Consider the following 23,349-nt stretch of genomic DNA (forward strand, 5'->3'; position numbering starts at 1 on the left):
CTCCGCCGCCAGGATTCGAACCTAGACCTCACAGCTCCAAAGGCTGTCGTGCTGCCATTACACCACGGCGGACCGCAGCCGACCGGGGGTCCGGCGGCCGCCTGACAAGTCTGCCATGCGGCCGCCGTCCCTCCGGGCGCGTCAGCGACGCACCGTCACCGTGAGCGGCGTGCTCGTGCTCGTTCCGGCGGCGTTGCGGAACTCCACCCTGTACGCGTGCGATCCGCGGCTGACGCCGGATGCCGCATAGGTCGCCTGCTGCGCCTTCGGCGTGCGCGCCGCGAGGTCGCCCTCCGCGACGACGCGGCCGTCCTCGAAGACCCGGTAGGAGGTCGCGTTCGTGCCCCACCACAGGTTGGCGGTGACCGTGAAGGTGCCGTCGCCGTCGTCGTTGTCGTGGCTGAGGACGGGGATGCCGGGGGCCGCGGCATCCACCACGACCGTCATCTCGGCGGTGCGGGTCTCACCGCGGGTGTTCGCCAGCACCGCGGTGTAGCGGTAGGTGCCGTCCGCGCGGCCCGTGACCGGGACTCGGGCGGTCTGCGCCCACGTGCCCCGGTACGCAAGGGGCACGGTGTCCAGGAGCCGGCCGTTCTCGTAGAACCGCACCGACGAGGCGTTCTCGCCCCACCACAGGTTCATGGTGAGCGTGTAGTCGCCGTCCTTGAGCCCCGTATCGTACCCGTTGTCGTTCGACAGGGTCGCCGTCCCGGGTCGCGCCGTCGCGGTGTCGGCGTCCGTCCGGACAAGGCCGGCGCGGACGTCGACGAGGAGAGCCCGGGCACGATCCACCTCGGCCGCGGTGGGCCAGGCGGCGGCCACGACGATGCGGGCCTTCTCGACGGCCGCCGGGATCCGCGCCGACGACCACGCGGCGTAGGGGGCGGTGTCGAGAGCCTCGAGGTCGGCGATCCCGGCGGCGAGCTCGCCGGTCGAGACGCGCTCGCCGGTGCGGACGACCCGGATCTGATCGACGGTGCCCCACGCCTCGGCGGGCAGGTCGGCGGCGACGCCGACCGTGAGGATCCCGTCGGCCCCGACCGTGACGGCCGGAGTCGTGCCGGTGCGGAACTGCTGCCAGCCCTCCAGCGGGACGGGAGCATCGACGGTGCGACCGCCGGTCGTCGCGGTCACCGTGAGGGCGCCGTTCCCTTCTCCGTCTCCCTGCTCACCGTCTCCCTGCGCGGTCGCAGAGACGGCATACGTGCCGGGCGTGACACCCGCGATGCGCTGCGTCACGGCGAAGCGGTACGCGGACCCGGACCAGAACGACACCGCACGCGCGCCGGCTGAGGCATCCGTCGTCGCGCCGATCGTGGCGCCGGTGCCGGTCACGGTCCACGGCGACGCGTCCGAGGATTCGAAGCCCCCGTCGCGCACCCAGGCGGCCGCCGTCACGGTGACGGCCGCGGTCACGTCCGTGCCGGCGGCGCGGCCTCTCACCTGATACTCGCCGGGGCCGGTGATCCACGAGACCGCGTCCGACCAGGTCGCGGGTGCGGTGCGGACCGCCCCGTCCCACGCGCGGACGGTCACGGAGGCGGGCAGTCTCACCGGCTCGCCTTCGCCGACCGTCACGGCGACCGGCAGCACGACCGGTGCCGGTGCCTCACCAACGAGCACGAGGCCGTCGAAGGCAGCCGTCAGCGCGGCCTCGGCGGCGGTGACGCGATCAGCGCTCGGCGCGGAGGACGACAGGACGAGACGCGCGATCCGAACGGCCTCGTCGAGCGTCTCGATCGATCCCGTGGTGGCGGCCGAGCGTTCGACGTCGTCCGCGCGGTCCACGAGCGCCCGCAGGCCCGCGGTGTCCACCGCGTCGGCCGCTCTGGTGAGCACGAGGTCGTCGAGCGTGCCCCAGGCGCCGGCAGGGAGGGATGCCGCCACCTCGACGGTCGCGCTGCCGCCCTCGGCGACCGTGACGGCGTCCGTCACGGGAGTCGACCAGGCACGCCAGCCGTCGAGCCCGAAGTCGGCCGAGGCCGCCGCATCCCCGGACGAGACGGTCAGTCGGACGTTCCCGTCGCTGCCCTCACCGTCGCCCTGCAGCGCCCCCGATGCGGAATAGCGACCGGCCGGGAGCCCCGACACGGTCTGACGGAGCGTGTAGGTGTAGGCCGATCCGGAGTAGAAGTGCGCCGATCGCTCCCCCGTGCGGGGATCGTCGGTGGCCCGCAGGGCCAGTCCCTCACCGGTGACGCGCCACATCGACACGTCCGCGTCCTCGAACCCCGGGTTCCGCAGTCCGTTCACGGGACGGATGACGACGGTCACCGTCGTCGCATGGCCGGACGACGTCGTGCCGCCGAGCGTGTACGTGCCGGGCCCGCCGATCCACTCGGCATCCCGCGACCATTCGACCGTCTCGTCGTCGACGGATCCGTCGTTGAAGGTGACGGCGACCGTGGCGGGGAGGACGATGTCGTCCCCATCGGTGAACGAGACGGTCGGGTCCTCGACGTCCACGACCTCGCGCGGGGCGACGGCGCCGGTCCGGGCGTAGGAGAACACGTTGAGGGATTCGAGCGGGGTGCCGTCGGCCGCGAAGAGCGCCTGGTTGTCCCAGGCGGATCCGCCGTACCAGTGCCCGGCGTCCTCGGGTTCGTACTCCCCCGCGAAGCTCGACGCCCACCCCGACCCGTCCCGCTCCCACAGGACCTTGTTCTGCGCGAGGCGGTCGGGCGGACCGACGGGGAGCCAGGCCGGCTCCCAGTAGAAGACGCCGATGCCGGCGTCACCGACGTCCACCACTGCCTGGATGACGTTCCGCACTGCGGTCGCCTGACCCTGCACCGAGACGGGGTACTGCGTCGCCTCGGAGGGGAGGTCGATGACGTTGCCGTGGCCGTCGGCGTCGTCGAGCGTGTGCGCCCACGACGTCTCGGCGACCATGACCTTCTTGCCGTAGGTGTCGGCCACCTGCCGGAGGACCGAGGTCAGATTCGCCGTGCTGCCGTGCCAGAACGGGTAGTACGACGAGGCGAAGACGTCGTAATCGACGCCGTACGTCTTCAGGTTGGCGGCGTACCCGGCGTACCGGCCCGCCGTCTCGGGGTTCGTGAAGTGCACGGCGACGAGGGCGTCGGGATACACGTCGCGGACGGCGGCCGACCCGGCCGAGAAGATCTTCGCCATCCCCGGCCACCCGGTGACCCCCGCGACGGCGTTGTTGGTCTCGTTGCCCACCTGCACCATGTGCACATCGACGCCGGCGTCGGCGAACTCCTCGAGGGCGTCGGCGGTGTAGTCCCTCGTCTGTGCGGCCTTCTCGTCGACGCCGAGGTCCCGCCAAGCCTTCGGAGCCTGCTGCTTCGCAGGGTCCGCCCAGAAGTCCGAATAGTGGAAATCGACGAGGACCCGCAACCCTGCCTCGGTGGCACGGCGACCGATCTCGACGGCACGGTCGACATCGACGTCGCCGCCGCCGTACCCGTTGCCGTCGGCGTCGAACGGGTCGTTCCACACCCGGACGCGGACGTCGGTGACGTCGTGGTCGGCGAGGACGTCGAACAGGTCAGCGGGCTCGCCCGCGTCGTCCCGGAACACGACGCCCGAGGCCTCGAGGGAGAGCACGGACGAGACGTCGACGCCGTTGATGAAGTCGGCAGGCAGGCCGTCGACCTTCGGGACGACGATGCCCGCGTCGACGGGTCCCTCGGCGGCCGAGGCGACCGGTGCGGTGATCACACCGGCGCTCAGCATGCCGAGGAGGAGGGCGGTCGTGGCGGTGGCGGCGGTCGTCCGCCGCGCGCGCGATGCAGGCATCGAGGTGATCCTCTTCGATCTCGGCGGTCACGTCGTCGCCCGCCTGTTACCGGTCACAGTAGCAGGCGCTCTGCGATGATGAGGAGATGGTCCCCGAACATGACGAGGTCGACCGGATCGTGAGCGCGTGGGTCGCGCAGCGACCCGATCTCGACTTCTCCCCCCTCGAGGTCCTCTCGCGCGTAGACCGGCTGTCGCGCCATCTCGACCGTGCCCGCCGCGACGCGTTCCACCGCAGCGACCTGGAGTCGTGGGAGTGGGATGTGCTCTCCGCACTGCGCCGCGCCGGCGAGCCGTACCGGCTGAGCCCGAAGCAGCTGCTCCAGCAGACCCTCGTCTCGAGCGGCACGATGACGAACCGCATCGACCGGCTCGTGGAGCGCGGCCTCGTCGTCCGCGCCGCCGATCCCGGTGACGGCCGCGGCGTGCTCGTCACCCTCACCGACGAGGGACGAAACCGGGTGGATGCCGCGATCACACGACTCGTCGATGCCGAAGCGGAGCTGCTGGGCCAGCTCTCGCGCGCCGACCGCGAACGCCTCGCAGGGCTCCTGCGCAAACTCAGCCTCGGCTTCGACGCCTGAGTCCGCGATGGCGATGCGCGCTCCGCTCCCCGTCCGCGACGGGGTGGGTCCCACCCGGCTCCGAGTACCCCGGACGGGACCATGGGCCACGATCGCGGAATACGTGACGGGACGGTTCTCGCACATCGACCCGGAGGTCCTCCTCGGCCGGTTCGATCGCGGTGAAGTGGTCGCGTTCGACGGCACGCGGCTCTCGCGCAAGACGCCGCTGGGAGCCGAGGACTTCGTCTGGTACTACCGCGAGCCGCCCGACGAGCCCGCCATCCCTTACGACGTCGCGGTCCGTCACCTCGATGACGACCTGCTGGTCGTGGACAAGCCGCACTTCCTCCCGACGACCCCGGGCGGCGGGTTCCTCATGAACTCCGCCCTCGTGCGACTACGGCAACGGTTCGACAACCCCGACCTGACGCCCATCCACCGACTCGACCGCGCAACCGCCGGTCTCGTCATGTTCTCGGTCCGCCCCGCGACCCGCGGCGCGTACCAGACGCTCTTCGCCGACCGCGCCGTCGAGAAGGTCTACGAAGCGGTGACGACGATCCCGGGCAGCGGGATGCCGCCGCTCCCCCTCGTCGTCCGCTCGCACCTCACGAGTACACGCGGAAGCCTCCGCGCGATCGTCCACGAGGACCGCGAACCGAACGCCGAGACGCTCGTGGAGGCGATCCGCGTCGGCGAGACGGCGGCTCACCTCCGGCTGCACCCGCGCACGGGACGCATGCATCAGCTGCGCTCCCACCTCGCCGGGATCGGGCTCGGCATCCTGGGCGACCGGTTCTACCCGGACCTGCTGGACGAGGCGCCGGACGATCCCGAGCGCCCGCTGCAGCTCCTGGCCCGCGAACTGCGGTTCGTCGATCCGCTCAGCGGCGAACAGCGCGAGTTCACCACCGGCCTCGCGCTGCGCGAGGCCGACCGCGTCTGATCAGCCCAGCTCTTCGCTGAGCTCGAACCAGCGGTCCTCCGCCTCGGCGACCTCGGTCTCCATGGCCGCGATGTGCTGCATCTTCTCGCCGAGACCGACGTAATCGCCCTGGTCGTGGTCGGCGAGGGCCGCCCGGGCCTTCGCGATCTGGTCCGACAGCTTCTTGATGCGACGCTCGAGGCTCGTGACCTCCTTCTCCGCCGTGCGACGATCAGCGCCCGACAGAGCGGATGCCGTCGGTGCCGCGGCATCCGCCTTCTGACCGCCGGGAGTCGCCGCACCCGTCGCCTGCGGCTGGCTGGCGCGCAGGCGCAGGTACTCCTCGATCCCTCCGGGGAGGTGGCGGAGACCGCCGCCCATGACGGCGTACTGCTGATCGGTGACGCGCTCCATGAAGTAGCGGTCGTGGGACACGACGATGAGGGTGCCCGCCCAGGAGTCGAGGAGGTCCTCGATGGCGGCGAGCATGTCGGTGTCGAGGTCGTTCGTCGGCTCGTCGAGGATCAGGACGTTCGGCTGGTCGAGGAGGATGAGCAGCAGCTGCAGGCGTCGCTTCTGACCGCCGGAGAGGTCCTTCACGGGTGTGGAGAGCTGCGCCGAGGCGAACCCCATCCGCTCGAGGAGCTGCCCGGGGGTGAGCTCCTGCGCCTTCGAGCCGGCACCGAACGTGTAGGTCGTCCGCAGGCGCGAGACGACGACGCGCACCGGCTCGTTCAGGTGCGGGTCGAGCTCGTCCATCCGCTGCGTGAGGGTCGCGACCTTCACGGTCTTGCCGTGCTTGACCCGTCCGCTCGTCGGCAGGACCGTGCCCGAGACGAGGCCGAGGAGCGTCGACTTGCCGGCGCCGTTGACACCGAGGATGCCAGTGCGCTCCCCCGGCGCGATGCGCCACTCGACGTCCCTGAGGATCTCACGGCCGTCGTAGGCGACACCCGCATCGAGGAGGTCGACGACGTCCTTGCCGAGACGCGCCACGGCGAGGGACTGCAGCGAGACCCGGTCACGGATCTCGGGGACGTCGGCGATGAGCTCGTTCGCCGCGTCGATCCGGAACTTCGGCTTGGTCGACCGCGCGGGGGCACCTCGCCGCAGCCACGCGAGCTCCTTGCGGGCGAGGTTCTGCCGCCGCGCCTCGATCGTGGCGGCCTGGCGGTCGCGCTCGACCCGCTGGAGGATATACGCCGCGTAGCCGCCGTCGAAGGGCTCGACGATGCGGTCGTGGACCTCCCACGTCTTGGTGCACACCTCGTCGAGGAACCACCGGTCGTGGGTCACCACCATCAGGGCACCCGATGACGGCGACCAGCGGCGCTTCAGGTGCTCGGCGAGCCAGGCGATCCCCTCGACGTCGAGGTGGTTGGTGGGCTCATCGAGGGCGAGGACGTCCCAGTCCCCCGTGAGCAGCTGGGCGAGCGCCACCCGGCGGCGCTGGCCACCCGAGAGCGTGCCGATGGCGGCATCCCAGTCGAGGTCCGACAGGAGACCCGCGATGACGTCGCGCACGCGCGCGTCCCGCGCCCACTCGTGCTCGGGGCCGTCGCCGACGACGGCGCGTCCCACCGTGAGGTCGTCGGGAAGGACGTCGCTCTGCTCGAGGACGCCGATGGTCACGCCGCCGCGCACGGTGACGCGTCCGGAGTCGGGGTCGCGGCGACCGGCGAGCATCGCCATGAGGCTCGACTTGCCGTCGCCGTTGCGGCCGACGATTCCGATGCGGTCGCCCTCGTCGACGCCGAGTGAGACGCCGTCGAAGACCACTTTGGTCGGGTATTCCAGGTGCAGGGCCTCGGCCCCGAGAAGATGTGCCATCACCTCCAGGCTACGCGGCGCCGCCTGACCGCTCGGCGTACGCCGCCCGACGGTTGTGCACGAGGATCGCCACGAGACCGACCAGAGCGCCCGCGAGGATGATGACGGCCGACCAGAGACCCGAACGACCCGCGAGGCTCAACGTCGAGAACACATACACGACGACGCCGAGGACGCGCGTCACGATCGACCCGGGTGGGACGACGTCCGCATTCCGCATCAGAGGGATGCGGCTGCCCGCATTGGCGCGGAGCGTCGCCCACAGGGACCAGAGCAGCAGGAGGCCGCCGACGAGGACACCCGCCCATGCGAGCGTGTCCACGGTCAGTACCAGAAGCTCAGCCGCGGCGGCGTCGTCGCCGCAAAGACCCGTGCGACGCGATGCGGGTCGTCGGTCTCGACGCGTCCCGCGCGAGCGAGAGTCACCGGGGACACGGCGCCGAGGAGCATCGCCGAGAGCTCTTCGACACCGAGACGCACGAGCGGGACCCCGAGGGGCGGGTCATCGACGACGTCGACGCCGGGCGTCTCGCCGGCCGTCAGGACGAAGGTGCCGTCGGCGATGCCGAGCGCATCGGTCACCTCCAGGGCGATGACGTCCTCGACGTCGTAGCTGCGGGCGGCCAGCGTCGCCGGGACGTCGAGCACGCGGAGATAGTGGTGGTCCCGGCTCGTGATCCGCGCGGCTCGCTTGTTGTCGATCATCCACCAGAGCGGCTCGTCGACCGACAGTTCGCTGGCCCGGACGGTGCCGACCAGGTCGAGGGTCAGCAGGAAGCGCCACAGGCCGGCGTAGGCGGCATCCGTCCCTGCCACCACTCGCGACACCGTGGCGATCGAGGCAGCCCAGTCGTCGTCATCCTCGGTGATGCTGTAGACGGCGACGCCTTCGACCTCGCCCGCCGGCGAGCGGTACTGGACGACGCGCAGCTTGTCGGCCTTCTCGGCGTCGGCGCGCGTCCCGAACGTGCGGTCCCAGTGCCCGCCGGGCATGGTGATCTCGCCCGGGGTGGACAGACGGATCCGCTCGTACAGGTCGGTCGCGGCATCCCGACCCTGCTCGCGCGTGATGTAGTCGATGCGCCCCGGGGCGACCGGGCCGATCCATCCGGTGCGGCGCGTGGAGATCTCCCACGACGTGGCGGTGACCGCGGGGGCGAAGCCGAAACGGCCGTAGATTCCGGACTCGCTGACGGTGAGGCCCGCGATCGGGAACCCGAGCGAGACCGCGGTGCGCAGTTCGCCGCGCATGAGGGCGCTCAGGATGCCGCGACGGCGGTGCGTGGGCGCGACGGTCACCGCGCTGACGGCGCACATCGGAACGGCCGACCCGCCGGGCAGGGTGAGCTCGGTCCCCCACGACGCGAAGGTCGCGACGGGGACGTCGGTCTGCACGCCGGCGGCGTCGTACACGCCGATCTTGCGGCGGTAACCGTTGCGGGCGAAGGACTCGGTGTACTGGGCCTCGGTGGGCTCCCCGCCCAGGAAGCCGCGGGCCACGGCATCCTGCCAGCGATGGGTGCCCTCCTGATCGTCGTCACCGACGCGCGCTGCGCGGAGGCCGCGCGCGTCCAAGGTGGCGGTCAGGTCGTCGTCGAGAGCGGCCGAGTGGAACTGGTCATCGAGGGAGCTCATCCCCCCAGGCTAGGGGGACGTGCCGACACGGGCGAGGTCAGACCACGCGCGCGCCGGCGACGGGACCCGTCACCGCGTGGACCTCGTGGCCTCGCGCCGCGAGCTGCTCGGCGATCCGCTTCGCGTGCTCCGAGTCCGCGGCGAGGAAGGCCGTGGTCGGCCCGGAACCCGACACCAGCCCGCCCAGCGCACCGGCGTCGAGCCCCTCGTCCAGGAGGACGGCGAGGTCGGGTCGCAGGTGGACGGCGGCGAGCTGCAGATCGTTGCGGATCGCGGTTCCCAGCGCCGCGGCATCCCCTGAGCGCAGCGCTCGGAGGACCGCGGGGTCGACCGACGGCAGGGCACGGTCGGGGGCGATGTCGGCCTCGGAGCGGAGGCGATCGAGCGTCCCGTAGACCTCGGGCGTCGAAAGTCCGCCGCCGTCGGCCACCAGCACCCACGCGAAGAACCCGCGCCCCAGGGCGGGGGCGAGCTCGTCGCCGCGCCCCGTCCCGACCGCGGTGCCGCCGAGCAGGGCGAACGGGACGTCCGCGCCGAGCTGAGCGCCCAGCGCGTGCAGTTCGGTCGAGCTGAGCCCCCCGTCGACGAGCTCGTTCACCGCGACAAGAGCAGCGGCGGCATCGGCCGACCCGCCTCCCATGCCGCCGGCGACCGGCACGCCCTTGTGGATCTCGAGACGGATGCCGCCCTCCCACCCGACGGCGTCCGTCACGAGGCGCGCCGCGCGGAGCGCGAGGTTCGACTCGTCGAGCGGGACGCCCGATACGTCGACGTCGCCGCTCACGGAGAGACTCGTGACGTCGGCATGCGACGCCCAGACGTCCTCGAACAGCGAGACCGCCTGGTAGACGGAGGCGACGTCGTGATAGCCGTCGTCGCCGACGGGGCCCACCTCGAAGAAGAGGTTGAGTTTGCCCGGCGCGCGCACGTGCACGCGCCGGGACGTGTCGAGGGACAGACTCACGCGTTGGCCGAATCGGCCCACAGGTCGACGTCGATCGCGCCCGACAGTTCGTCGATGCGGGCGAGCTCGTCGTCGTCGAACGGCGCACCGTCGACGGCGGCGAGGTTCTGGTCGAGCTGCTCGGGGCGCGAGGCGCCGATGAGCGCAGAGGTCACCACCTCATCGCGCAGGACCCACTGGATGGCCATCTGCGCGAGGGTCTGGCCGCGCTGCTGAGCGATGTCGTTGAGCGACCGCAACGTGTCGAGTGCCTTCTGATTCAGCTGACCGTCGGGCAGCGAGAAGCGGCTCTGGGCGCGTTCGGCGCGGCCGTCGCCGAGGTACTTGTCGGTGAGCAGGCCCTGCGCGAGCGGAGTGAACGCGATGGCGCCCATGCCGGCCGTCTTGAGCGAGTCCGTCAGGCCGTCCTCGACCCAGCGGTTGAGGATCGAGTACGAGGGCTGGTGGATGACGAGCGGCGTGCCGAGGCTCTTGGCCACGGCGACGGCCTCTTCGGTGCGCTCCGCACTGTACGAGGAGATGCCGACGTAGAGGGCCTTGCCCTGGCGGACCAGGGTGTCGAGGGCGCCGATGGTCTCCTCGATCGGCGTCACGGGGTCGGCGCGGTGCGAGTAGAAGATGTCGACGTAGTCGACGCTCATGCGCGTCAGCGACTGCTCGGCGCTGGCGATGAGGTACTTCCGCGAACCGTAGTTGCCGTAGGGGCCGGGCCACATGTCGTAGCCGGCCTTGGAGGAGATGATCAGCTCGTCGCGGTACGGTGCGAAGTCCTCGCGCATCATGCGGCCGAAGTTCGTCTCGGCCGAGCCGAACGGCGGGCCGTAGTTGTTCGCGAGGTCGAAGTGGGTGACGCCCCGGTCGAAGGCGTGCCGGAGCAGAGTACGCTGGTTGTCAAAGGGGATGTTGTCCCCGAAGTTCCACCAGAGTCCCAGCGAGATCGCCGGCAGATACAGGCCGCTCGAGCCGACCTGGCGGAAGGCCCCCGCATCGTAGCGGGAGGACGCCGCCTGATAGGGGCGGTGGGTGTCGCCATTGCGCGACGAGGGGAAACGGTCCGCGTAATCGGTCATCACCCCAGGCTAGCGATGCCGGACACCCGAAACGTCGGCGAAACGACCGCCACTTACTCTTGCTCGACCGAATATGCACAACAAGGAGAACATATGGCGCGACTGACTGCACTGCCGTCCGAGGGTGGTTCCTGGACCGCACTCCTCGAACGCGAGGACATCGTCCTCGTCGGAGGCATGCTTCATCTGCGCCATGACGACACCACTCCCGAACAGGCTCGCATCGACGACCTGCTGCTGATCGCCGATGCGTTGTCGGATGCCGGCATCCCACACCTCCTCATCCGTCACTCCCGCGCCGTCCCCGGTCTCGTCGTCGACCTCGCTCACCGCGACCGCGCCCTCGCGGCGCTGACGGACCAGGCCGTCACCGAACCGCTGTACGCGAAGGCCAAGGGCGGCACGCCCGTGCCCTTCGGCGAGCTGCGGCTGCGCGCGTCGGGCCCGTCGTCGCTGCGCGTGTTCCGTCCGCGCATCGCCGGCGAGCTGCGCTACGGCGCCGGCCACGGCGTTCGGGTCGAGTTCTGGCGCTTCGGCGAGGAGCTCGTCGAGGCTCCGCACGCCAACGACCTCACCCGGCGCGCCTTCGCGGCGGAGGACGTCGAGCCGGTGACCGTCGAGCGCTACGGCCGCACGTGGCAGACGCTGCACGGGATGTTCGACCCTCACCCGGGCGAGGTCACCCACGAGATCGACATGGTCTTCTCCTGGGTCGACGGATCGTCGTCCGAGTTCCAGCGCCAGCGCGCGGCCCAGCTGTCGGAGTACGTCGTCGGCGACGGCGACGACGGGCCCGCCCGGTACCGCCACGTCGACGAGCTGCGGTACGCCCTGCGCAGCGTCCACATGTACGCGCCGTGGGTGCGACGCATCTTCATCGCGACCGACTCCCCCGCCCCCGCGTGGCTGCTCGACCACCCGAAGGTGACGATCGTCCGGAGCGAGGAGTTCTTCGAGGACACCTCGGTGCTCCCCACGCACAACTCGCACGCCGTCGAGGCGCAGCTGCACCGCATCGAAGGGCTGTCGGAGCACTTCCTGTACTCGAACGACGACATGTTCTTCGGCCGCCCGCTGTCGCCCGAGCTGTTCTTCTCCCCCGCTGGCGTCTCGTCGTTCGTCGAGTGCGACGTCCGCATCGGCACCGGGCCCCGCCGCGTCGCACGGAGCGGTCACGACAACGCGCTGCGCCTCAACCGCGAACTCCTCAAGGAGCGTTTCGGACGCACGATCGTCCGCGACCTGGAGCACTGCGCGGCACCGCTGCGCCGCTCGGTGATGTTCGAGCTCGAGCGGGAGTTCCCCGAAGAGATCCGGCGCACCGCGGCATCCCGCTTCCGCTCCGCGACCGACGTGTCGGTGACCAACTGCCTGTACCACTACTACGCGCAGTTCACGGGGCGTGCGATCGCGTCGACCGCGCCGCGTGTGCGGTACTTCCAGACGACGCAGGCCGCGTCGCTGCGGCGGATGGAGCGCCTCGCCGAGCGTGGAGACGTGGACATGTTCTGCCTCAACGACGGCGGCGACCTCGAGGTGCCCGAAGCGGTGCGCGTGCGCGCGGTGACGGGTCTGCTCGAGCGGCTCTTCCCGGTCCGCGCGCCCTGGGAGGACCCTGCGGTCAGTGCAGCGCCGGCACGCCCGGTCGAGCTGCACGCGTGACGGAGCCGGTGACGCCCGCCTCGCGCAGGCGTCGCTGAGCCTCGGCGGGGTCGATGTACTCCAGCGGCCGCGGCACGTCGATCGGCACGACCGAGTGGACGACCGTGTCGTCGTAGACGTGCACGAGGTTGTACGCCTGCGCGCCGTCCTGCGGACGCGAACCGCCGACGGGGACGGTCAGATCCTGCGCGTAGCAGGTCGACGACGCGACGGACACGGGGATCCCCGCGAACGTCGCGAACGTCGAGTAGTGCAGGTGCCCGGCGATGATCGCGCGGACGTCCGTGCCGCGCAGGACGTCCGCCAGCCGGTTCTGGTCGCGCAGCTCGACGCTCGCCGCGAGCGGGAGGACGCTCGGGACCGGCGGGTGGTGCATCGCGAGGACCGTGCCGAGCGGCGCCGGCGTCGCGAGCACGCCGCGCAGCCACGCGAGCTGGGCGTCGCAGAGCTCGCCGTGGTGGTGCCCGGGCACGCTCGTGTCGAGGGTGACGATGCGGAGCCCGTCGAGCTCGTCGACCCGGTCGTAGGGTGCCGTCGGATCGGCGGGCGTCTGATCGAGCAGGTGCTCGCGGAAGGCGCCGCGGTCGTCGTGGTTGCCCATGACCCACAAGAGCCGTGCGTCGAGCCGCTCGGCGAACGGCTCGACGAGGGCGCGGATCGCGTCGTACGCAGCGGCCTCGCCGAGATCGACGAGGTCCCCCGTGAAGACGATCGCGTCGGGAGCGATGCCACTGGTTTCGATGGCGTCGAGCGCGGCGGTCAGCGATGCCTCCCCGTCGACGCTCTCGAACAGGCGAGGTCCCGGGCCACGCAGATGCGTGTCACTCAGGTGGAGCAGGATCCGTTCGGCGGCCGGATGCTCGGCGCGGCGCATGGTCACTTCTTCCGTCAGTGCGAGAGCTCGGGTGCCCCCGCCGTGCTCTGAAATGTTACCGGCATGTTTCGGGAACACGGGGTGAATGACGCGCGAAGTCTACGAGAACGGGTGTGGGTGTCGCTTCGAGAGGAGATGACGGATGCCGAGGGCTCAGGCGCGGGCGATGCGGACGAAGTCCTCGATCGTGAGTTCCTCTCCACGCGCGGTGGGCGCCACGCCGGCGCGTTCGAGCACCTCGCTGGCCGCGGCGGACGACCCGCCGAGGACGGCGGACAGGGCCTGGCGGAGCATCTTCCGCCGCTGCTGGAACGCCGCGTCGACGATCGCGAAGGTGCGGAGGCGCTCCTCCTCGGTGCCGCGAGCCGCGGCATCCCGTTCGAAGCCCACGAGGACGCTGTCGACGTTGGGGACCGGCCAGAAGACCTGACGGGAGACGGTGCCGGCGAGGCGCCAGGTGCCGTACCAGGCGGCCTTGACGCTCGGGGCGCCGTAGACCTTCGAACCGGACGGGGCCGCGAGGCGTTCGCCGACCTCGGCCTGCACCATGACGACGCCGCGCTGGATGGTCGGGAAGTGCTCCATGAAGTGCAGGAGCACCGGAACGCTGACGTTGTACGGCAGGTTCGCGACGAGGACGTCGGGGTCGCCCGGGAGCTCGCTCACGCGAAGGGCATCCTGCGCGACGACGATCAGCGCGCCGTCGGGGACGCCGTGCGCCGCGGCGGTGGCGGGCAGGCGCTCGGCGAGGCGGTGGTCGATCTCGACGGCGGTGACCGGGGCGCCGGTCTCGAGGATGGCGAGGGTCAGCGAGCCGAGACCCGGCCCCACCTCGACGACGCGGTCGGCCGAGGTCACGCGCGCGGCCGTGACGATCTTGCGGACCGTGTTGGCGTCGACGACGAAGTTCTGCCCGAGCTTCTTGGTGGGGGTGACGTCGAGGTCGGCGGCGAGGGCGCGGATCTCGGCGGCTCCGAGGAGGGTGACGGGCATGGGTTCCAGCCTAGTTGCCGGGCTCCCCGGACCCCGCCGCCGTCCGCGCTTCCTGATGATCGGCGGCTCAGCCGCCCTCGCCGCCCGGGTCGACGGGAGCGCCGTCCCCGTCCTCCGGAATGTCGCCGCGCTCGACGGGTCCGCCGCGATCATGGCGTCGTTGCACCTCGGCGAACATCCGATCGACCTCCGCGACGGTCGGAGCCCGCAGGCCCGCGGCGGCCTCTTCCAGATCATCCCGAGGTGCGCCGAGGCCGTCGCCGCCGACAATCACCACCGTTCGGCCCTCCTGGACGACGGCGAACTCGTCGATCCCCCCGGCCGACCGGTGCCACGTCGCGCCCTCCTGAATGCAGGTGGCCTCGCCGCCGCCCCACAACTGCTGAGCGGCGCAGCCGGCGGCATCCATCTCCCCCGGATCGGTGCGCACGGTGATCATGTCGCCCGTGCCGGGCTTCGCCCACGTCGCGGTCATGCCGCCCTCGTCCGTCTCGTTCACGGACTGCGGCGCCAGGTCGTATCCCTCGATCGTCGTCGTCACCACGAGCGCGGGGTCGACACCGAGGTGCGAGACCCGTTCGGCGATCTCGGCGGGCGTCGCCGCAGCCGCCGCGCCGCACCCCGAAAGTCCGATCGCCACGAGGGCCGCGGGCAGGGCGAACAGCAGGCGACGAGGCATGCGGCTCACCCTAGCCCCGCGTCCTCAGCCGCGCGCGGCCTTCGCGGCGGCGGGCAGCGCGTCGAGGATCCGGCCGATCGCCGCGTCGTCGTGCGCGGCCGTGACGAACCACGCCTCGAAGGCCGATGGCGGCAGCGAGACGCCGCCCTCGAGCATCGCGTGGAAGAACCGTCCGTAGGCGTCGGCATCCTGCGACGTCGCCGTCGCGTAGTCGGGCACGCCGTTCACGACGGACTCGCCGAAGAAGATGCTGAACAGGGTCCCCGCCCACTGCACGACGTGCGGCACCCCGGCATCCGTCAGCGCAGCGGATGCCGCGTCCGCGACGATGTGCGCGACAGAGTCGAGCGTGCGGTACACCGCGTCGTCGGCGTGCGTCAGGGTCGCGAGTCCCGCGGCGACGGCGACCGGGTTCCCCGACAGCGTGCCGGCCTGGTACACCGGACCGGTCGGGGCGAGGAGGTCCATGATGTCCGCGCGACCGGCGACGGCGGCGACGGGGAGCCCGCCGCCGATGACCTTGCCGAAGGCGATGAGGTCGGGGACGACGTGCTCCCCCGCGGCATCCAGCACGCCGGCGTAGCCCGAGCGCGACGACCGGAAGCCCGTGAGCACCTCGTCGCTGATGAGGAGCGCCCCGTTGCGGTGCGCGATCTCCGACAGGAACGCCGTGAATCCGGATGCCGGGGGCACGACGCCCATGTTGGCGCCGGCGGCCTCGGTGATGATCGCGGCGATCCGGCCTTCGTGAGCGCGGAAGACCTCCTCGACGGCGGCGCGGTCGTTGTAGCCGATGACGAGCGTCTGCGCCGCGATGGCCGCCGGGACGCCCGCCGATCCGGGCAGGGCGAGGGTCGCGAGACCCGAGCCGGCCTGCGCGAGCAGGCCGTCGGAGTGACCGTGGTAGTGCCCGGCGAACTTGACGAGCAGGTCGCGGCCGGTCGCGGCGCGCGCGAGGCGGATCGCCGTCATCGTCGCCTCGGTGCCGGTCGAGACGAGGCGGATCTTCTCCGCGGCGGGGACGCGCGTGCGGATCTCCTCGGCGAGCTCGGTCTCGGCGGCCGTCGGCGCGCCGAACGAGAGTCCGCGGCGGGCGGCCTCGACGACCGCGTCGATCACGGCGGGGTGCGAGTGGCCGAGCAGGGCGGGCCCCCAGCTGGCGACGAGGTCGACGTAGTCCCGGCCATCGGCATCCGTCACGTAGGCGCCCTGCGCAGACACCATGAACCGCGGCGTCCCGCCGACGGACCCGTAGGCGCGGACGGGCGAGTCGACACCTCCGGGGATCACTCCGCGGGCACGGTCGAACAGCTCCTGGTTGCGGCTCATGCGAGACCCTTCCCGGCGCGCAGCCAGTGCGCGACCTCGACGGCCCAGTAGGTGAGGATGACGTCGGCGCCGGCCCGGCGGATGCCCAGCAGACTCTCGCCGATGGCCCGCTCGCGGTCGATCAGGCCCGCCGCGGCGGCGTGCTCGATCATCGCGTACTCCCCCGACACCTGGTACGCCCACACCGGTACGTTCGAGCGGTCCGAGACGCGGGCGAGCACGTCGAGGTACGGCATGGCGGGCTTGACCATGACGACATCGGCGCCCTCGGCGATGTCGACGAGAGCCTCCTCGACGCCCTCCCGAGCGTTCGCGGGGTCCATCTGGTACGTCCGGCGGTCGCCCTGCAGCGTCGACTCGACGGCGTCGCGGAAGGGGCCGTAGAAGGCGGAGGCGTACTTCGCGGAGTAGGCGAGGATCGCGACGTGGGCGAAGCCGGCGGCATCCAGTCCTGCGCGGACCGCAGCGACCTGGCCGTCCATCATCCCCGAGAGGCCGAGCACGTCGGCGCCGGCGCGGGCCTGCGCGACGCCCATCTCGGCGTAGACCTCGAGGGTCGCGTCGTTGTCGACCGAGCCGTCGGCGGCGAGCAGGCCGCAATGGCCGTGGTCGGTGAACTCGTCGAGGCACAGGTCGGCCTGCACGGTGAGACGGCCCGCGGCGGCGCGCGCCGCGACGGCGATCGCCCGGTTCAGGATGCCGTCGGGGTCGGTCGCGCCGCTGCCGACCGCGTCGCGGACGGCGGGCACGCCGAAGAGCATGATCCCGCCGATGCCGGCGGCGGCCGCCTCGTCGACGACGTCGGCGATCGCGTCGAGCGGATGCTGCGACACGCCCGGCATGCTCGCGATGGGTTGCGAGGAGTCGATGCCCTCCTTCACGAACACCGGCAGCACGAGCTGCGAGGGGACGAGGTGGTGCTCGGCGGCCAGGCGGCGGAGCGCGGGCGTGCCGCGCAGGCGGCGGAGGCGGCGGGTGGGGAACGAGGTCATGAGGACTTCTCCGAGGGGACGCGGGCGTCGAGCTCGGCGATCAACGCGTCGATGCTCTGGCTCTGGGCGGTGTGGCCGACGGTGAAACCGAGGGCCGTGGCGTCGCGGGTCGTGCCGGGACCGATCGAGGCGACGAGAGTGGATGCCGGGAGGATCCCGACCTGCCTCCGGAGCTCCCGGCCGACGCTCAACGAGGTGAGGAGCACGACGTCGATCTCGCCGGAGCGGAGCCCGTCGGCGACAGCGGGGTCGAGGTCGACCCCGACCGTGCGGTAGGCGATGCAGACGTCGACGCCGAATCCGCGGACGTCGAGCTCGTCGCTCACGACGGCCTGCGCGAGATCGCTCCGGACGACGAGCGCGCGGCCCGTCGTCGACGGGGTCCGATCGGCGCACCATTGGGTGACAAGGGCGGTCGCCGAGGAGGCGCCGGCGGGGACGAAGTCGACCTCCCAGCCCGCGTCGGCGACGGCGCGGGCCGTCGCACGACCGACGGCGGCGATGCGGGTCGTCGCGGGGATCGCGACGGCATGCTGGCGGAGCTGCTCGACGCTCGCGGCGCTCGTGACGAACAGCCACGCGTAGGCACCGTCGGCGAGGGCCGTGAACGCGCGGTCTCGGGCGGCCGTGTCGCGCGGCGGCGCCGACGAGATGAGGGGGGCGACGACGGCCTCCGCGCCCCGGGCGTGCAGGTCGACGCGGACGCGTTCCCCCCACGCCCCGGCGCGAGGCACCAGGACGCGAGCGCCGTGCAGGCCGCCCGTCATCGGGACGACCCGGCCAGGTCGGCGAGGTCGGCGGCACCGCCCTCGAGCAGCTCGGCGACGACGTCGGCCGCAGCCGCATCGACGTCGACGTCCGGATCGAGGAGCCGCGAGGCGGCGACCGAGCGGCGGCCGTCCTCGGCGTAGACGTGCGCGATCAGTGTCACGGTGTCGCCGTGATGCTCTGCGTCGATCGCGACGGGGGCGGCGCAGCCGGCCTCGAGCCGGCGCAGCACGGCGCGTTCGAGGTTCGCGGCGAGGGCCGTGTCGGCGTCCTCGATGAGGCGCACGGCGTCGGCGACGGCGGCATCCCCGTCGCGGATCTCGACGGCCAGCGCACCCTGCGCGGCGGACGTCGGCCAGTCGAGCACATGCGTGATGGCGGCGTCGCGGCCGATGCGGCGAAGGCCGGCCTCGGCGAGGACGATCGCGTCGTACTGGCCGTCGGCGACCTTGCGCAGGCGGCTGTCGACGTTGCCGCGGATGCCCTCGACCACGAGATCCGGGCGCCGCGCGAGCACCTGGGCGACGCGGCGCGGCGAGCCGGTGCCGACGCGGGCGCCGGCGGGCAGCTCGTCGAGCGACAGCCCGTCGCGGGAGTGCAGGACGTCACGCTGCGAGGCGCGGACCGGCACGGCGCCCACGACGATGCCGGGGAACGGCGCCGTCGGCAGGTCCTTCATCGAGTGCACGAGGAAGTCGCACTCGTCCCGCAGCAGCGCGTCGCGAAGGGCCGTGGCGAAGACACCCGTGCCGCCCATCTGCGCGAGCGGCCCCGTGAGGACGTCGCCCTCGCTGGTGATGGGGACGAGTTCGACGTCTCGACCGGATGCCGCGGCCACGGCATCCGCCACTTGCTGCGACTGGGTCGTGGCCAGCAGGCTCGCCCGGGTCCCCAGGCGCAAGGTCACGGTGCCACGCCCGACAGCGCCGGCTGGAAGCCGAGCCGCTTGTTCTCGCAGCAGCCGGGACGGCAGACGTCGTACCAGGGACCGAGGTCCGTCACGGCGGGGCGCTCGGCCGCGGGCGTGCCCGCGAGGCGCTCCTCGACGAGGTCGACGAGGCCCGCGACATAGGTCGGGTGGGTGCTCGGGGTCGCGGTGCGGACGGCGACGAGGCCGAGCTCCTCCGCGGTCTCCATCGCCTCGGTGTCGAGGTCCCACATGACCTCCATGTGGTCGCTCACGAACCCGAGCGGAACGATGAGGACGGCCTTGCGGCCGCGGCCCGGCAGGTCCTGCATCGCGTCGTTGATGTCGGGCTCGAGCCACGGCACCTGCGGCGGGCCGGACCGGCTCTGGAAGACGAGCTGCCAGGCGCCGGGGAACCCGAGCCGCGAGACGATCTCCTCGCCGACGGCGAGGTGCTGAGCGACGTACGCGCCGCCCGGGCCGAATCCGCGCTCGGGCGGACCCGAGCGGTCGGCGTCGGAGGTCGGGATCGAATGGGTCGAGAACAGGATCTCGACCTCGTTCGCGAGGTCGGTGATGCCGCGCTCGGCGAGCTCGGCGATGCCCGCTCGGATCCCGTCGACGAAGGGCGCGACGAAGCCGGGGTGGTCGAAGAACTGGCGCACCTTGTCGATCTGCACGTCGGTCTGATGCCCGGTGGCCTCGACGGCGTCCGCGAGGTCCTCGCGGTACTGCCGGCACGAGGAGTACGAGCTGTAGGCGCTCGTGGCGATGGCGAGGAGCTTCCGCCGCCCGTCGGCGACGGCGGCGTCGATCGCGTCGGTGACGTACGGCATCCAGTTGCGGTTGCCCCAGTAGACGGGCAGGTCGAGTCCGCGGGCCGCGAGTTCGGCATCGAGCGCCGCCTTCAGCTCGCGGTTGTGCTCGTTGATCGGCGACACCCCGCCGAAGTGGCGGTAGTGGTGCGCGACCTCCTCGAGACGCTCGTCCGGGATGCCGCGGCCCGCCGTGACGTTGCGGAGGAACGGGATGACGTCGTCCTGACCCTCGGGCCCGCCGAAGCCCAGCAGCAGGATCCCGTCGTAGTCGACGGGGATCGTGGCATGCGGATCGCCCGCCCGCGCGCCCTCGGACGCATTCGGGATGACGGCGCCCTCGGCGACGACCACGCCGTGCGCGCGCGGCGGCTTGGGACGGAACTCCGGGTTCACGGATCCGATGTTCTCTGCACTCATGACAGGACCTCCGCCAGTTCGTCGATCTCCACGCGCCGCCCGGTGTAGAACGGCACTTCTTCGCGGACGTGACGTCGCGCGTCGGTGGCCCGGAGCTCGCGCATCATGTCGACGAGGCTGATCGGGTCGTCGCTCTCGAGCGGCAGCAGCCACTCGTAGTCGCTGAGCCCGAACGTCGACACCGTGTTCGCGACCACGTCGCGGAAGACGGCGCCCTTGCGGCCGTGCTCGGCCAGCATGCGCGAACGGTCCTCCTCGGGGAGCAGGTACCACTCGTAGCTGCGGACGAAGGGGTAGAGGCAGAGCCACCCGCGCGCGTGCTCGCCGCGGAGGTACCCGGGGACGTGGCGCTTGTTGAACTCGGCCTCGCGGTGCACGCCCATCGCACTCCACACGTTCGTGAAGGATGCGAGGACGGCGGTCCGACGCAGCTGCCGGAGCGCCTTCTGGAGGGCGGCGGGGTCCTCGCCGTGCAGCCAGACCATCAGGTCGGCTTCGGCCCGCATGCCGGTCACGTCGTAGAGCCCGCGCAGGGTCACGCCGTCCGGAGCGAGCCCGTCCGCGACGGCGCGCAGCGCGTCGAGGTCGCCCGCCGTCGGTGTGCCGATGCGCGGACGCGGTCCCGCGAGGATCGCGAACAGGGTGTAGCCGAGGCCGGGATCAGGCGTCTCGTCAGTGGACATGACGTACTCCTTCGGAGGGGGTGGGAGGGGTGGTGAGGCCGCAGGCGAGGGCGCGCGCGTGCGGGATGACCGAGGCGAGCCCGGTCCCGGCCGCGACGGCTCCCGCGAGACGGATGCCGCGCTCCGCCGCCGCAGCGGCGACCGCCTGGCGGACGGGCGGTGTCGCGACGGCGTCGGGCCACGAGACGGGGACGACACGGCGGACGTCCCCCGGCGAGACCCTGACCCCGGTCAGGGTGCGGATCGCGGCGGCGGCACCGGCGGCATCCGTCAGTTCGTCGTGACGGCCCTCGCGAGCGGACAGCCGCACGAGGTGAGACCCGGCGGGGAGCGCTGCGGCGGCCCATTGCCACTTCGCGTCGACGTGGGTCAGGGCCTTCGCGGCGCAGTCGATCTCGGGGGCCGCGATGACGCCCGACCCGACGGGGAAGGCGTCGAACCCGTCCGAGGCAACCTCGGCGACGACGAGCCCGACGGGCGGCGCCAGTGCGACGTCGACGCCCAGGAGTTCGGCGGCGGCGGTCGGCCCGGTCGCGATCACCACGGAGGCGGCCGACAGGGTCTCGTGGCCGAGGTCGACGGAGGTCGCGGTCACGGCACGCACCGGCGTCCCCGTGCGGATGACCGCGCCCGCGCGGAGCGCCACCGCCTCGAGCTCGGCGGCGAGACGCCACAGGCCACCCTCGACCCCGCGGACGGCCGACCCCGCACGGACGGCGGGCGCGAGCGCATCGACGGCGGCGGTCAGCGAACCGGCGGCCTGCGCCTTCTCCCACAGCACGGGGTGAAGCGAGGACAGCCGGACGGACTCCGCGCTCTGCGAGTAGACGCTCCGACACAGCGGCTCGACCAACCTCGCCGTGACACGTGCGCCGAAGCGGCTGGTCGTGAGCTCGGCGAGCGACGGTTCGGCGCCGACGGGCGTCGGCAGGAGGCGCTCCTGGGCCGCCCGTCGGGCACCGCGACGACCGAGGATGCGCACGACGTCGGCCGCGAGAGGCTCCGCGGGCATGCCCACGAGCGCCCGACGCGGCAGCGGCGCGCGGTCCACCCGGCCGGACCGGCGGCGGAAAGCGACGTGCGCTCCCCCGGGGGCGGGTTCGACCAGCTGCACGGGCAGCCGCGCGTCGGCGACGAGATCGGCGACGCCCGTCGTGCGTGTGGCAAAGGATTCGGCGCCGAGGTCGACCTCGAGGCCCGCGGCCACGCCGCGTCGCAGCATCCCCCCGGCGTCGTCGGATGCTTCGAGGAGGACGACGTCACGACCGGCCCGCGCGAGCTCCCACGCGATCGTCAGACCGGCGATACCGCCACCCACGATGATCACGTCGTGGGTCGCCTCGTGGGTCACGGCGCCCGCCAGTCGTGGACCGTCCGCACCACCGCCGAGATCGCATCGGGGTCGGCCTCCATGGGGACGCCGTGACCCAGGTTGAAGACGTGTGCGCGCGCGGCGAGGCCGTCCTCGAGGATGCGGTGGACCTCTGCCGTCCGCACGGCCTCGGGGGCGAACAGCTGCGCGGGATCGAGGTTGCCCTGCAAGGTCAGGTCGCGCCCGATGCGCTGACGCGCGTCGGCGAGGCGGACCCGGTAGTCCACGCCGAGCGCGTCGATGTCGGGGGTGGCCATGTCGGCGAGGATCTCGCCGGTGCCGACACCGAAGTGCACGAGCGGCAGGCGATCGACGCCCTCGGGGAGCGGGAGCGATCGCGCGTGCTGCAGCGCGGCGACGGATGCCGGGAGCACCGATGCGCGGTAGTCATCGGGGTTCAGGCCACCCGCCCACGAGTCGAACAGCTGGCCCGCGCTCGCGCCCGCCTCGATCTGGAGGGCGAGGAAGCGGCCGGTGACCTCGGCGAGCCACATCGTGAGGTCCCGCCATGCGGCCGGGTCCTCATGGATGAGGCGCCGGGCCGCGAGGTGATCCTTCGACGGACCGCCCTCGACGAGGTAGGCGGCGAGGGTGAACGGGGCCCCGGCGAACCCGATGAGCGGCAGCGGCTCACCGCGCTCTTCGGAGAGGTCGGCGAGCATGGCGGTCGTCCGGCCCACGGCATCCGCGATCGCCTCGCCGCGCTCGGTCACGAGCGCGGGATCGATCGCCGTGGTGCGGGCGATGTCGGCGGCGGTCCGCAGCGGCTGGGAGAAGACGGGACCGCGGCCCGCGGCGATCTCGACGTCAACGCCCAGGAGGGCGAGCGGCACGATGATGTCGCTGAAGAAGATCGCCGCGTCGACGCCGTGACGGCGAACCGGCTGCATCGTGATCTCACTCGCCAGGGCGGGGTCGAGACAGGCCTCGATCATCGTCCCCTGCGACCGCAGCGCACGGTACTCCGGCAACGAACGACCCGCCTGGCGCATGAACCAGACGGGGGTGATGTCGGGGCGGTCGCCCAGAAGTGCGCGGACGAGCCGCGACTCGCGGGTGCGTGCGGCGACGAGGGGGTGGCTGAGGCCGGGAATGATGAA

General features: G+C 72.1%; 20 protein-coding genes and 1 tRNA gene. 3 read left to right on the plus strand and 18 right to left on the minus strand.

Annotated features, from left to right (window positions below; genetic code table 11):
• Both BLR68_RS02075 and BLR68_RS02080 read right to left on the minus strand, forming a co-directional pair.
• Positions 1 to 72: transfer RNA gene (locus tag BLR68_RS02075), tRNA-Gln, on the minus strand.
• A gap of 69 nt (positions 73 to 141) precedes the next feature.
• The gene (locus BLR68_RS02080) at positions 142 to 3,765 is read right to left on the minus strand and encodes a glycosyl hydrolase 53 family protein (protein WP_018188368.1); all 3,624 of its coding nucleotides are present in this window, start codon (positions 3,763 to 3,765) and stop codon (positions 142 to 144) included.
• Between the two features lie 86 nt (positions 3,766 to 3,851).
• On the opposite strand from BLR68_RS02080, the gene BLR68_RS02085 reads away from it, so the two are divergent.
• Both BLR68_RS02085 and BLR68_RS02090 read left to right on the plus strand, forming a co-directional pair.
• Entirely contained in the window at positions 3,852 to 4,349 is a 498-nt protein-coding gene (locus tag BLR68_RS02085; RefSeq protein WP_018188370.1) for a MarR family winged helix-turn-helix transcriptional regulator, read from the plus strand.
• Positions 4,350 to 4,452: 103 nt separating this feature from the next.
• Positions 4,453 to 5,277, plus strand: coding sequence for a pseudouridine synthase (locus BLR68_RS02090; RefSeq protein ID WP_018188371.1), 825 nt, complete (start codon positions 4,453 to 4,455; stop codon positions 5,275 to 5,277).
• Here BLR68_RS02090 and BLR68_RS02095 read toward each other — a convergent pair whose 3' ends face one another.
• From BLR68_RS02095 to mgrA, 5 genes are read right to left on the minus strand one after another with little or no spacing between them, the layout of a single operon-like run.
• Positions 5,278 to 7,086 carry an ABC-F family ATP-binding cassette domain-containing protein gene (locus BLR68_RS02095; RefSeq protein WP_018188372.1) on the minus strand — a complete coding sequence of 603 codons (1,809 nt, stop codon included), beginning with the start codon at positions 7,084 to 7,086 and terminating at the stop codon, positions 5,278 to 5,280.
• A gap of 10 nt (positions 7,087 to 7,096) precedes the next feature.
• Positions 7,097 to 7,408, minus strand: coding sequence for a hypothetical protein (locus tag BLR68_RS02100; protein WP_018188373.1), 312 nt, complete (start codon positions 7,406 to 7,408; stop codon positions 7,097 to 7,099).
• A gap of 2 nt (positions 7,409 to 7,410) precedes the next feature.
• Positions 7,411 to 8,721, minus strand: a complete 1,311-nt coding sequence (locus BLR68_RS02105; RefSeq protein WP_018188374.1) for a GNAT family N-acetyltransferase — start codon at positions 8,719 to 8,721, stop codon at positions 7,411 to 7,413.
• Positions 8,722 to 8,758: 37 nt separating this feature from the next.
• Positions 8,759 to 9,685, minus strand: a complete 927-nt coding sequence (locus BLR68_RS02110; protein WP_018188375.1) for a 4-(cytidine 5'-diphospho)-2-C-methyl-D-erythritol kinase — start codon at positions 9,683 to 9,685, stop codon at positions 8,759 to 8,761.
• Positions 9,682 to 10,755 carry an L-glyceraldehyde 3-phosphate reductase gene (mgrA, locus tag BLR68_RS02115; RefSeq protein ID WP_018188376.1) on the minus strand — a complete coding sequence of 358 codons (1,074 nt, stop codon included), beginning with the start codon at positions 10,753 to 10,755 and terminating at the stop codon, positions 9,682 to 9,684. The genes BLR68_RS02110 and mgrA overlap by 4 nt, the downstream gene beginning before the upstream one ends.
• Positions 10,756 to 10,848: 93 nt before the next feature.
• Between mgrA and BLR68_RS02120 the strand changes: the two genes are divergently transcribed.
• Positions 10,849 to 12,417 carry a stealth conserved region 3 domain-containing protein gene (locus tag BLR68_RS02120; RefSeq protein WP_018188377.1) on the plus strand — a complete coding sequence of 523 codons (1,569 nt, stop codon included), beginning with the start codon at positions 10,849 to 10,851 and terminating at the stop codon, positions 12,415 to 12,417.
• Here the strand turns inward: BLR68_RS02120 and BLR68_RS02125 are convergent.
• The 11 genes from BLR68_RS02125 to hemE form a co-directional block, all read right to left on the minus strand.
• Positions 12,377 to 13,291, minus strand: coding sequence for a phosphodiesterase (locus BLR68_RS02125; RefSeq protein ID WP_018188378.1), 915 nt, complete (start codon positions 13,289 to 13,291; stop codon positions 12,377 to 12,379). The two genes, BLR68_RS02120 and BLR68_RS02125, sit on opposite strands and share 41 nt — an antisense overlap.
• A 153-nt stretch (positions 13,292 to 13,444) precedes the next feature.
• The gene (gene rsmA, locus BLR68_RS02130) at positions 13,445 to 14,284 is read right to left on the minus strand and encodes a 16S rRNA (adenine(1518)-N(6)/adenine(1519)-N(6))-dimethyltransferase RsmA (RefSeq protein WP_018188379.1); all 840 of its coding nucleotides are present in this window, start codon (positions 14,282 to 14,284) and stop codon (positions 13,445 to 13,447) included.
• A 67-nt stretch (positions 14,285 to 14,351) separates the two neighbouring features.
• Entirely contained in the window at positions 14,352 to 14,963 is a 612-nt protein-coding gene (locus BLR68_RS02135; protein ID WP_018188380.1) for a hypothetical protein, read from the minus strand.
• 24 nt (positions 14,964 to 14,987) lie between these two features.
• Complete coding sequence (hemL, locus tag BLR68_RS02140; protein WP_018188381.1) at positions 14,988 to 16,292, minus strand: glutamate-1-semialdehyde 2,1-aminomutase; 1,305 nt, start codon at positions 16,290 to 16,292, stop codon at positions 14,988 to 14,990.
• Positions 16,289 to 17,284, minus strand: coding sequence for a porphobilinogen synthase (hemB, locus tag BLR68_RS02145; RefSeq protein ID WP_018188382.1), 996 nt, complete (start codon positions 17,282 to 17,284; stop codon positions 16,289 to 16,291). Before hemB ends, hemL begins: the two co-directional genes overlap by 4 nt.
• Positions 17,281 to 18,051: a uroporphyrinogen-III synthase gene (locus BLR68_RS02150; protein WP_018188383.1), complete on the minus strand. Its 771-nt coding sequence runs from the start codon at positions 18,049 to 18,051 to the stop codon at positions 17,281 to 17,283. The genes hemB and BLR68_RS02150 overlap by 4 nt, the downstream gene beginning before the upstream one ends.
• Positions 18,048 to 18,959, minus strand: coding sequence for a hydroxymethylbilane synthase (gene hemC, locus BLR68_RS02155; protein ID WP_026302994.1), 912 nt, complete (start codon positions 18,957 to 18,959; stop codon positions 18,048 to 18,050). The genes BLR68_RS02150 and hemC overlap by 4 nt, the downstream gene beginning before the upstream one ends.
• The gene (locus tag BLR68_RS02160; RefSeq protein WP_018188385.1) at positions 18,956 to 20,194 is read right to left on the minus strand and encodes a ferrochelatase; all 1,239 of its coding nucleotides are present in this window, start codon (positions 20,192 to 20,194) and stop codon (positions 18,956 to 18,958) included. Before BLR68_RS02160 ends, hemC begins: the two co-directional genes overlap by 4 nt.
• Entirely contained in the window at positions 20,191 to 20,877 is a 687-nt protein-coding gene (gene hemQ / locus BLR68_RS02165; protein WP_018188386.1) for a hydrogen peroxide-dependent heme synthase, read from the minus strand. The genes BLR68_RS02160 and hemQ overlap by 4 nt, the downstream gene beginning before the upstream one ends.
• On the minus strand, positions 20,867 to 22,228 hold the full coding sequence (locus BLR68_RS02170) for a protoporphyrinogen/coproporphyrinogen oxidase (RefSeq protein WP_018188387.1): 1,362 nt from the start codon (positions 22,226 to 22,228) through the stop codon (positions 20,867 to 20,869). Before BLR68_RS02170 ends, hemQ begins: the two co-directional genes overlap by 11 nt.
• A complete protein-coding gene (hemE, locus tag BLR68_RS02175) occupies positions 22,225 to 23,346 on the minus strand; it encodes a uroporphyrinogen decarboxylase (protein ID WP_371129973.1) in 1,122 nt (373 codons plus the stop codon). The genes BLR68_RS02170 and hemE overlap by 4 nt, the downstream gene beginning before the upstream one ends.
• Positions 23,347 to 23,349 lie beyond the last annotated feature (3 nt).

Origin of the sequence: Microbacterium sp. 77mftsu3.1 (assembly GCF_900100525.1) — a bacterium.
Classification (GTDB): Bacteria; Actinomycetota; Actinomycetes; order Actinomycetales; family Microbacteriaceae; genus Microbacterium; species Microbacterium aquilitoris.

Excerpts from the sequence above, each read along its gene's own strand:
- BLR68_RS02080 (WP_018188368.1), bottom strand. The coding sequence starts at position 3,765 with ATGCCTGCATCGCGCGCGCGGCGGACGACCGCCGCCACCGCCACGACC.
- BLR68_RS02085 (WP_018188370.1), top strand. The coding sequence starts at position 3,852 with ATGGTCCCCGAACATGACGAGGTCGACCGGATCGTGAGCGCGTGGGTC.
- BLR68_RS02095 (WP_018188372.1), bottom strand. The coding sequence starts at position 7,086 with ATGGCACATCTTCTCGGGGCCGAGGCCCTGCACCTGGAATACCCGACC.
- BLR68_RS02105 (WP_018188374.1), bottom strand. The coding sequence starts at position 8,721 with ATGAGCTCCCTCGATGACCAGTTCCACTCGGCCGCTCTCGACGACGAC.
- mgrA (WP_018188376.1), bottom strand. The coding sequence starts at position 10,755 with ATGACCGATTACGCGGACCGTTTCCCCTCGTCGCGCAATGGCGACACC.
- BLR68_RS02120 (WP_018188377.1), top strand. The coding sequence starts at position 10,849 with ATGGCGCGACTGACTGCACTGCCGTCCGAGGGTGGTTCCTGGACCGCA.
- BLR68_RS02125 (WP_018188378.1), bottom strand. The coding sequence starts at position 13,291 with ATGCGCCGCGCCGAGCATCCGGCCGCCGAACGGATCCTGCTCCACCTG.
- rsmA (WP_018188379.1), bottom strand. The coding sequence starts at position 14,284 with ATGCCCGTCACCCTCCTCGGAGCCGCCGAGATCCGCGCCCTCGCCGCC.
- BLR68_RS02135 (WP_018188380.1), bottom strand. The coding sequence starts at position 14,963 with ATGCCTCGTCGCCTGCTGTTCGCCCTGCCCGCGGCCCTCGTGGCGATC.
- hemL (WP_018188381.1), bottom strand. The coding sequence starts at position 16,292 with ATGAGCCGCAACCAGGAGCTGTTCGACCGTGCCCGCGGAGTGATCCCC.
- hemB (WP_018188382.1), bottom strand. The coding sequence starts at position 17,284 with ATGACCTCGTTCCCCACCCGCCGCCTCCGCCGCCTGCGCGGCACGCCC.
- BLR68_RS02150 (WP_018188383.1), bottom strand. The coding sequence starts at position 18,051 with ATGACGGGCGGCCTGCACGGCGCTCGCGTCCTGGTGCCTCGCGCCGGG.
- BLR68_RS02160 (WP_018188385.1), bottom strand. The coding sequence starts at position 20,194 with ATGAGTGCAGAGAACATCGGATCCGTGAACCCGGAGTTCCGTCCCAAG.
- hemQ (WP_018188386.1), bottom strand. The coding sequence starts at position 20,877 with ATGTCCACTGACGAGACGCCTGATCCCGGCCTCGGCTACACCCTGTTC.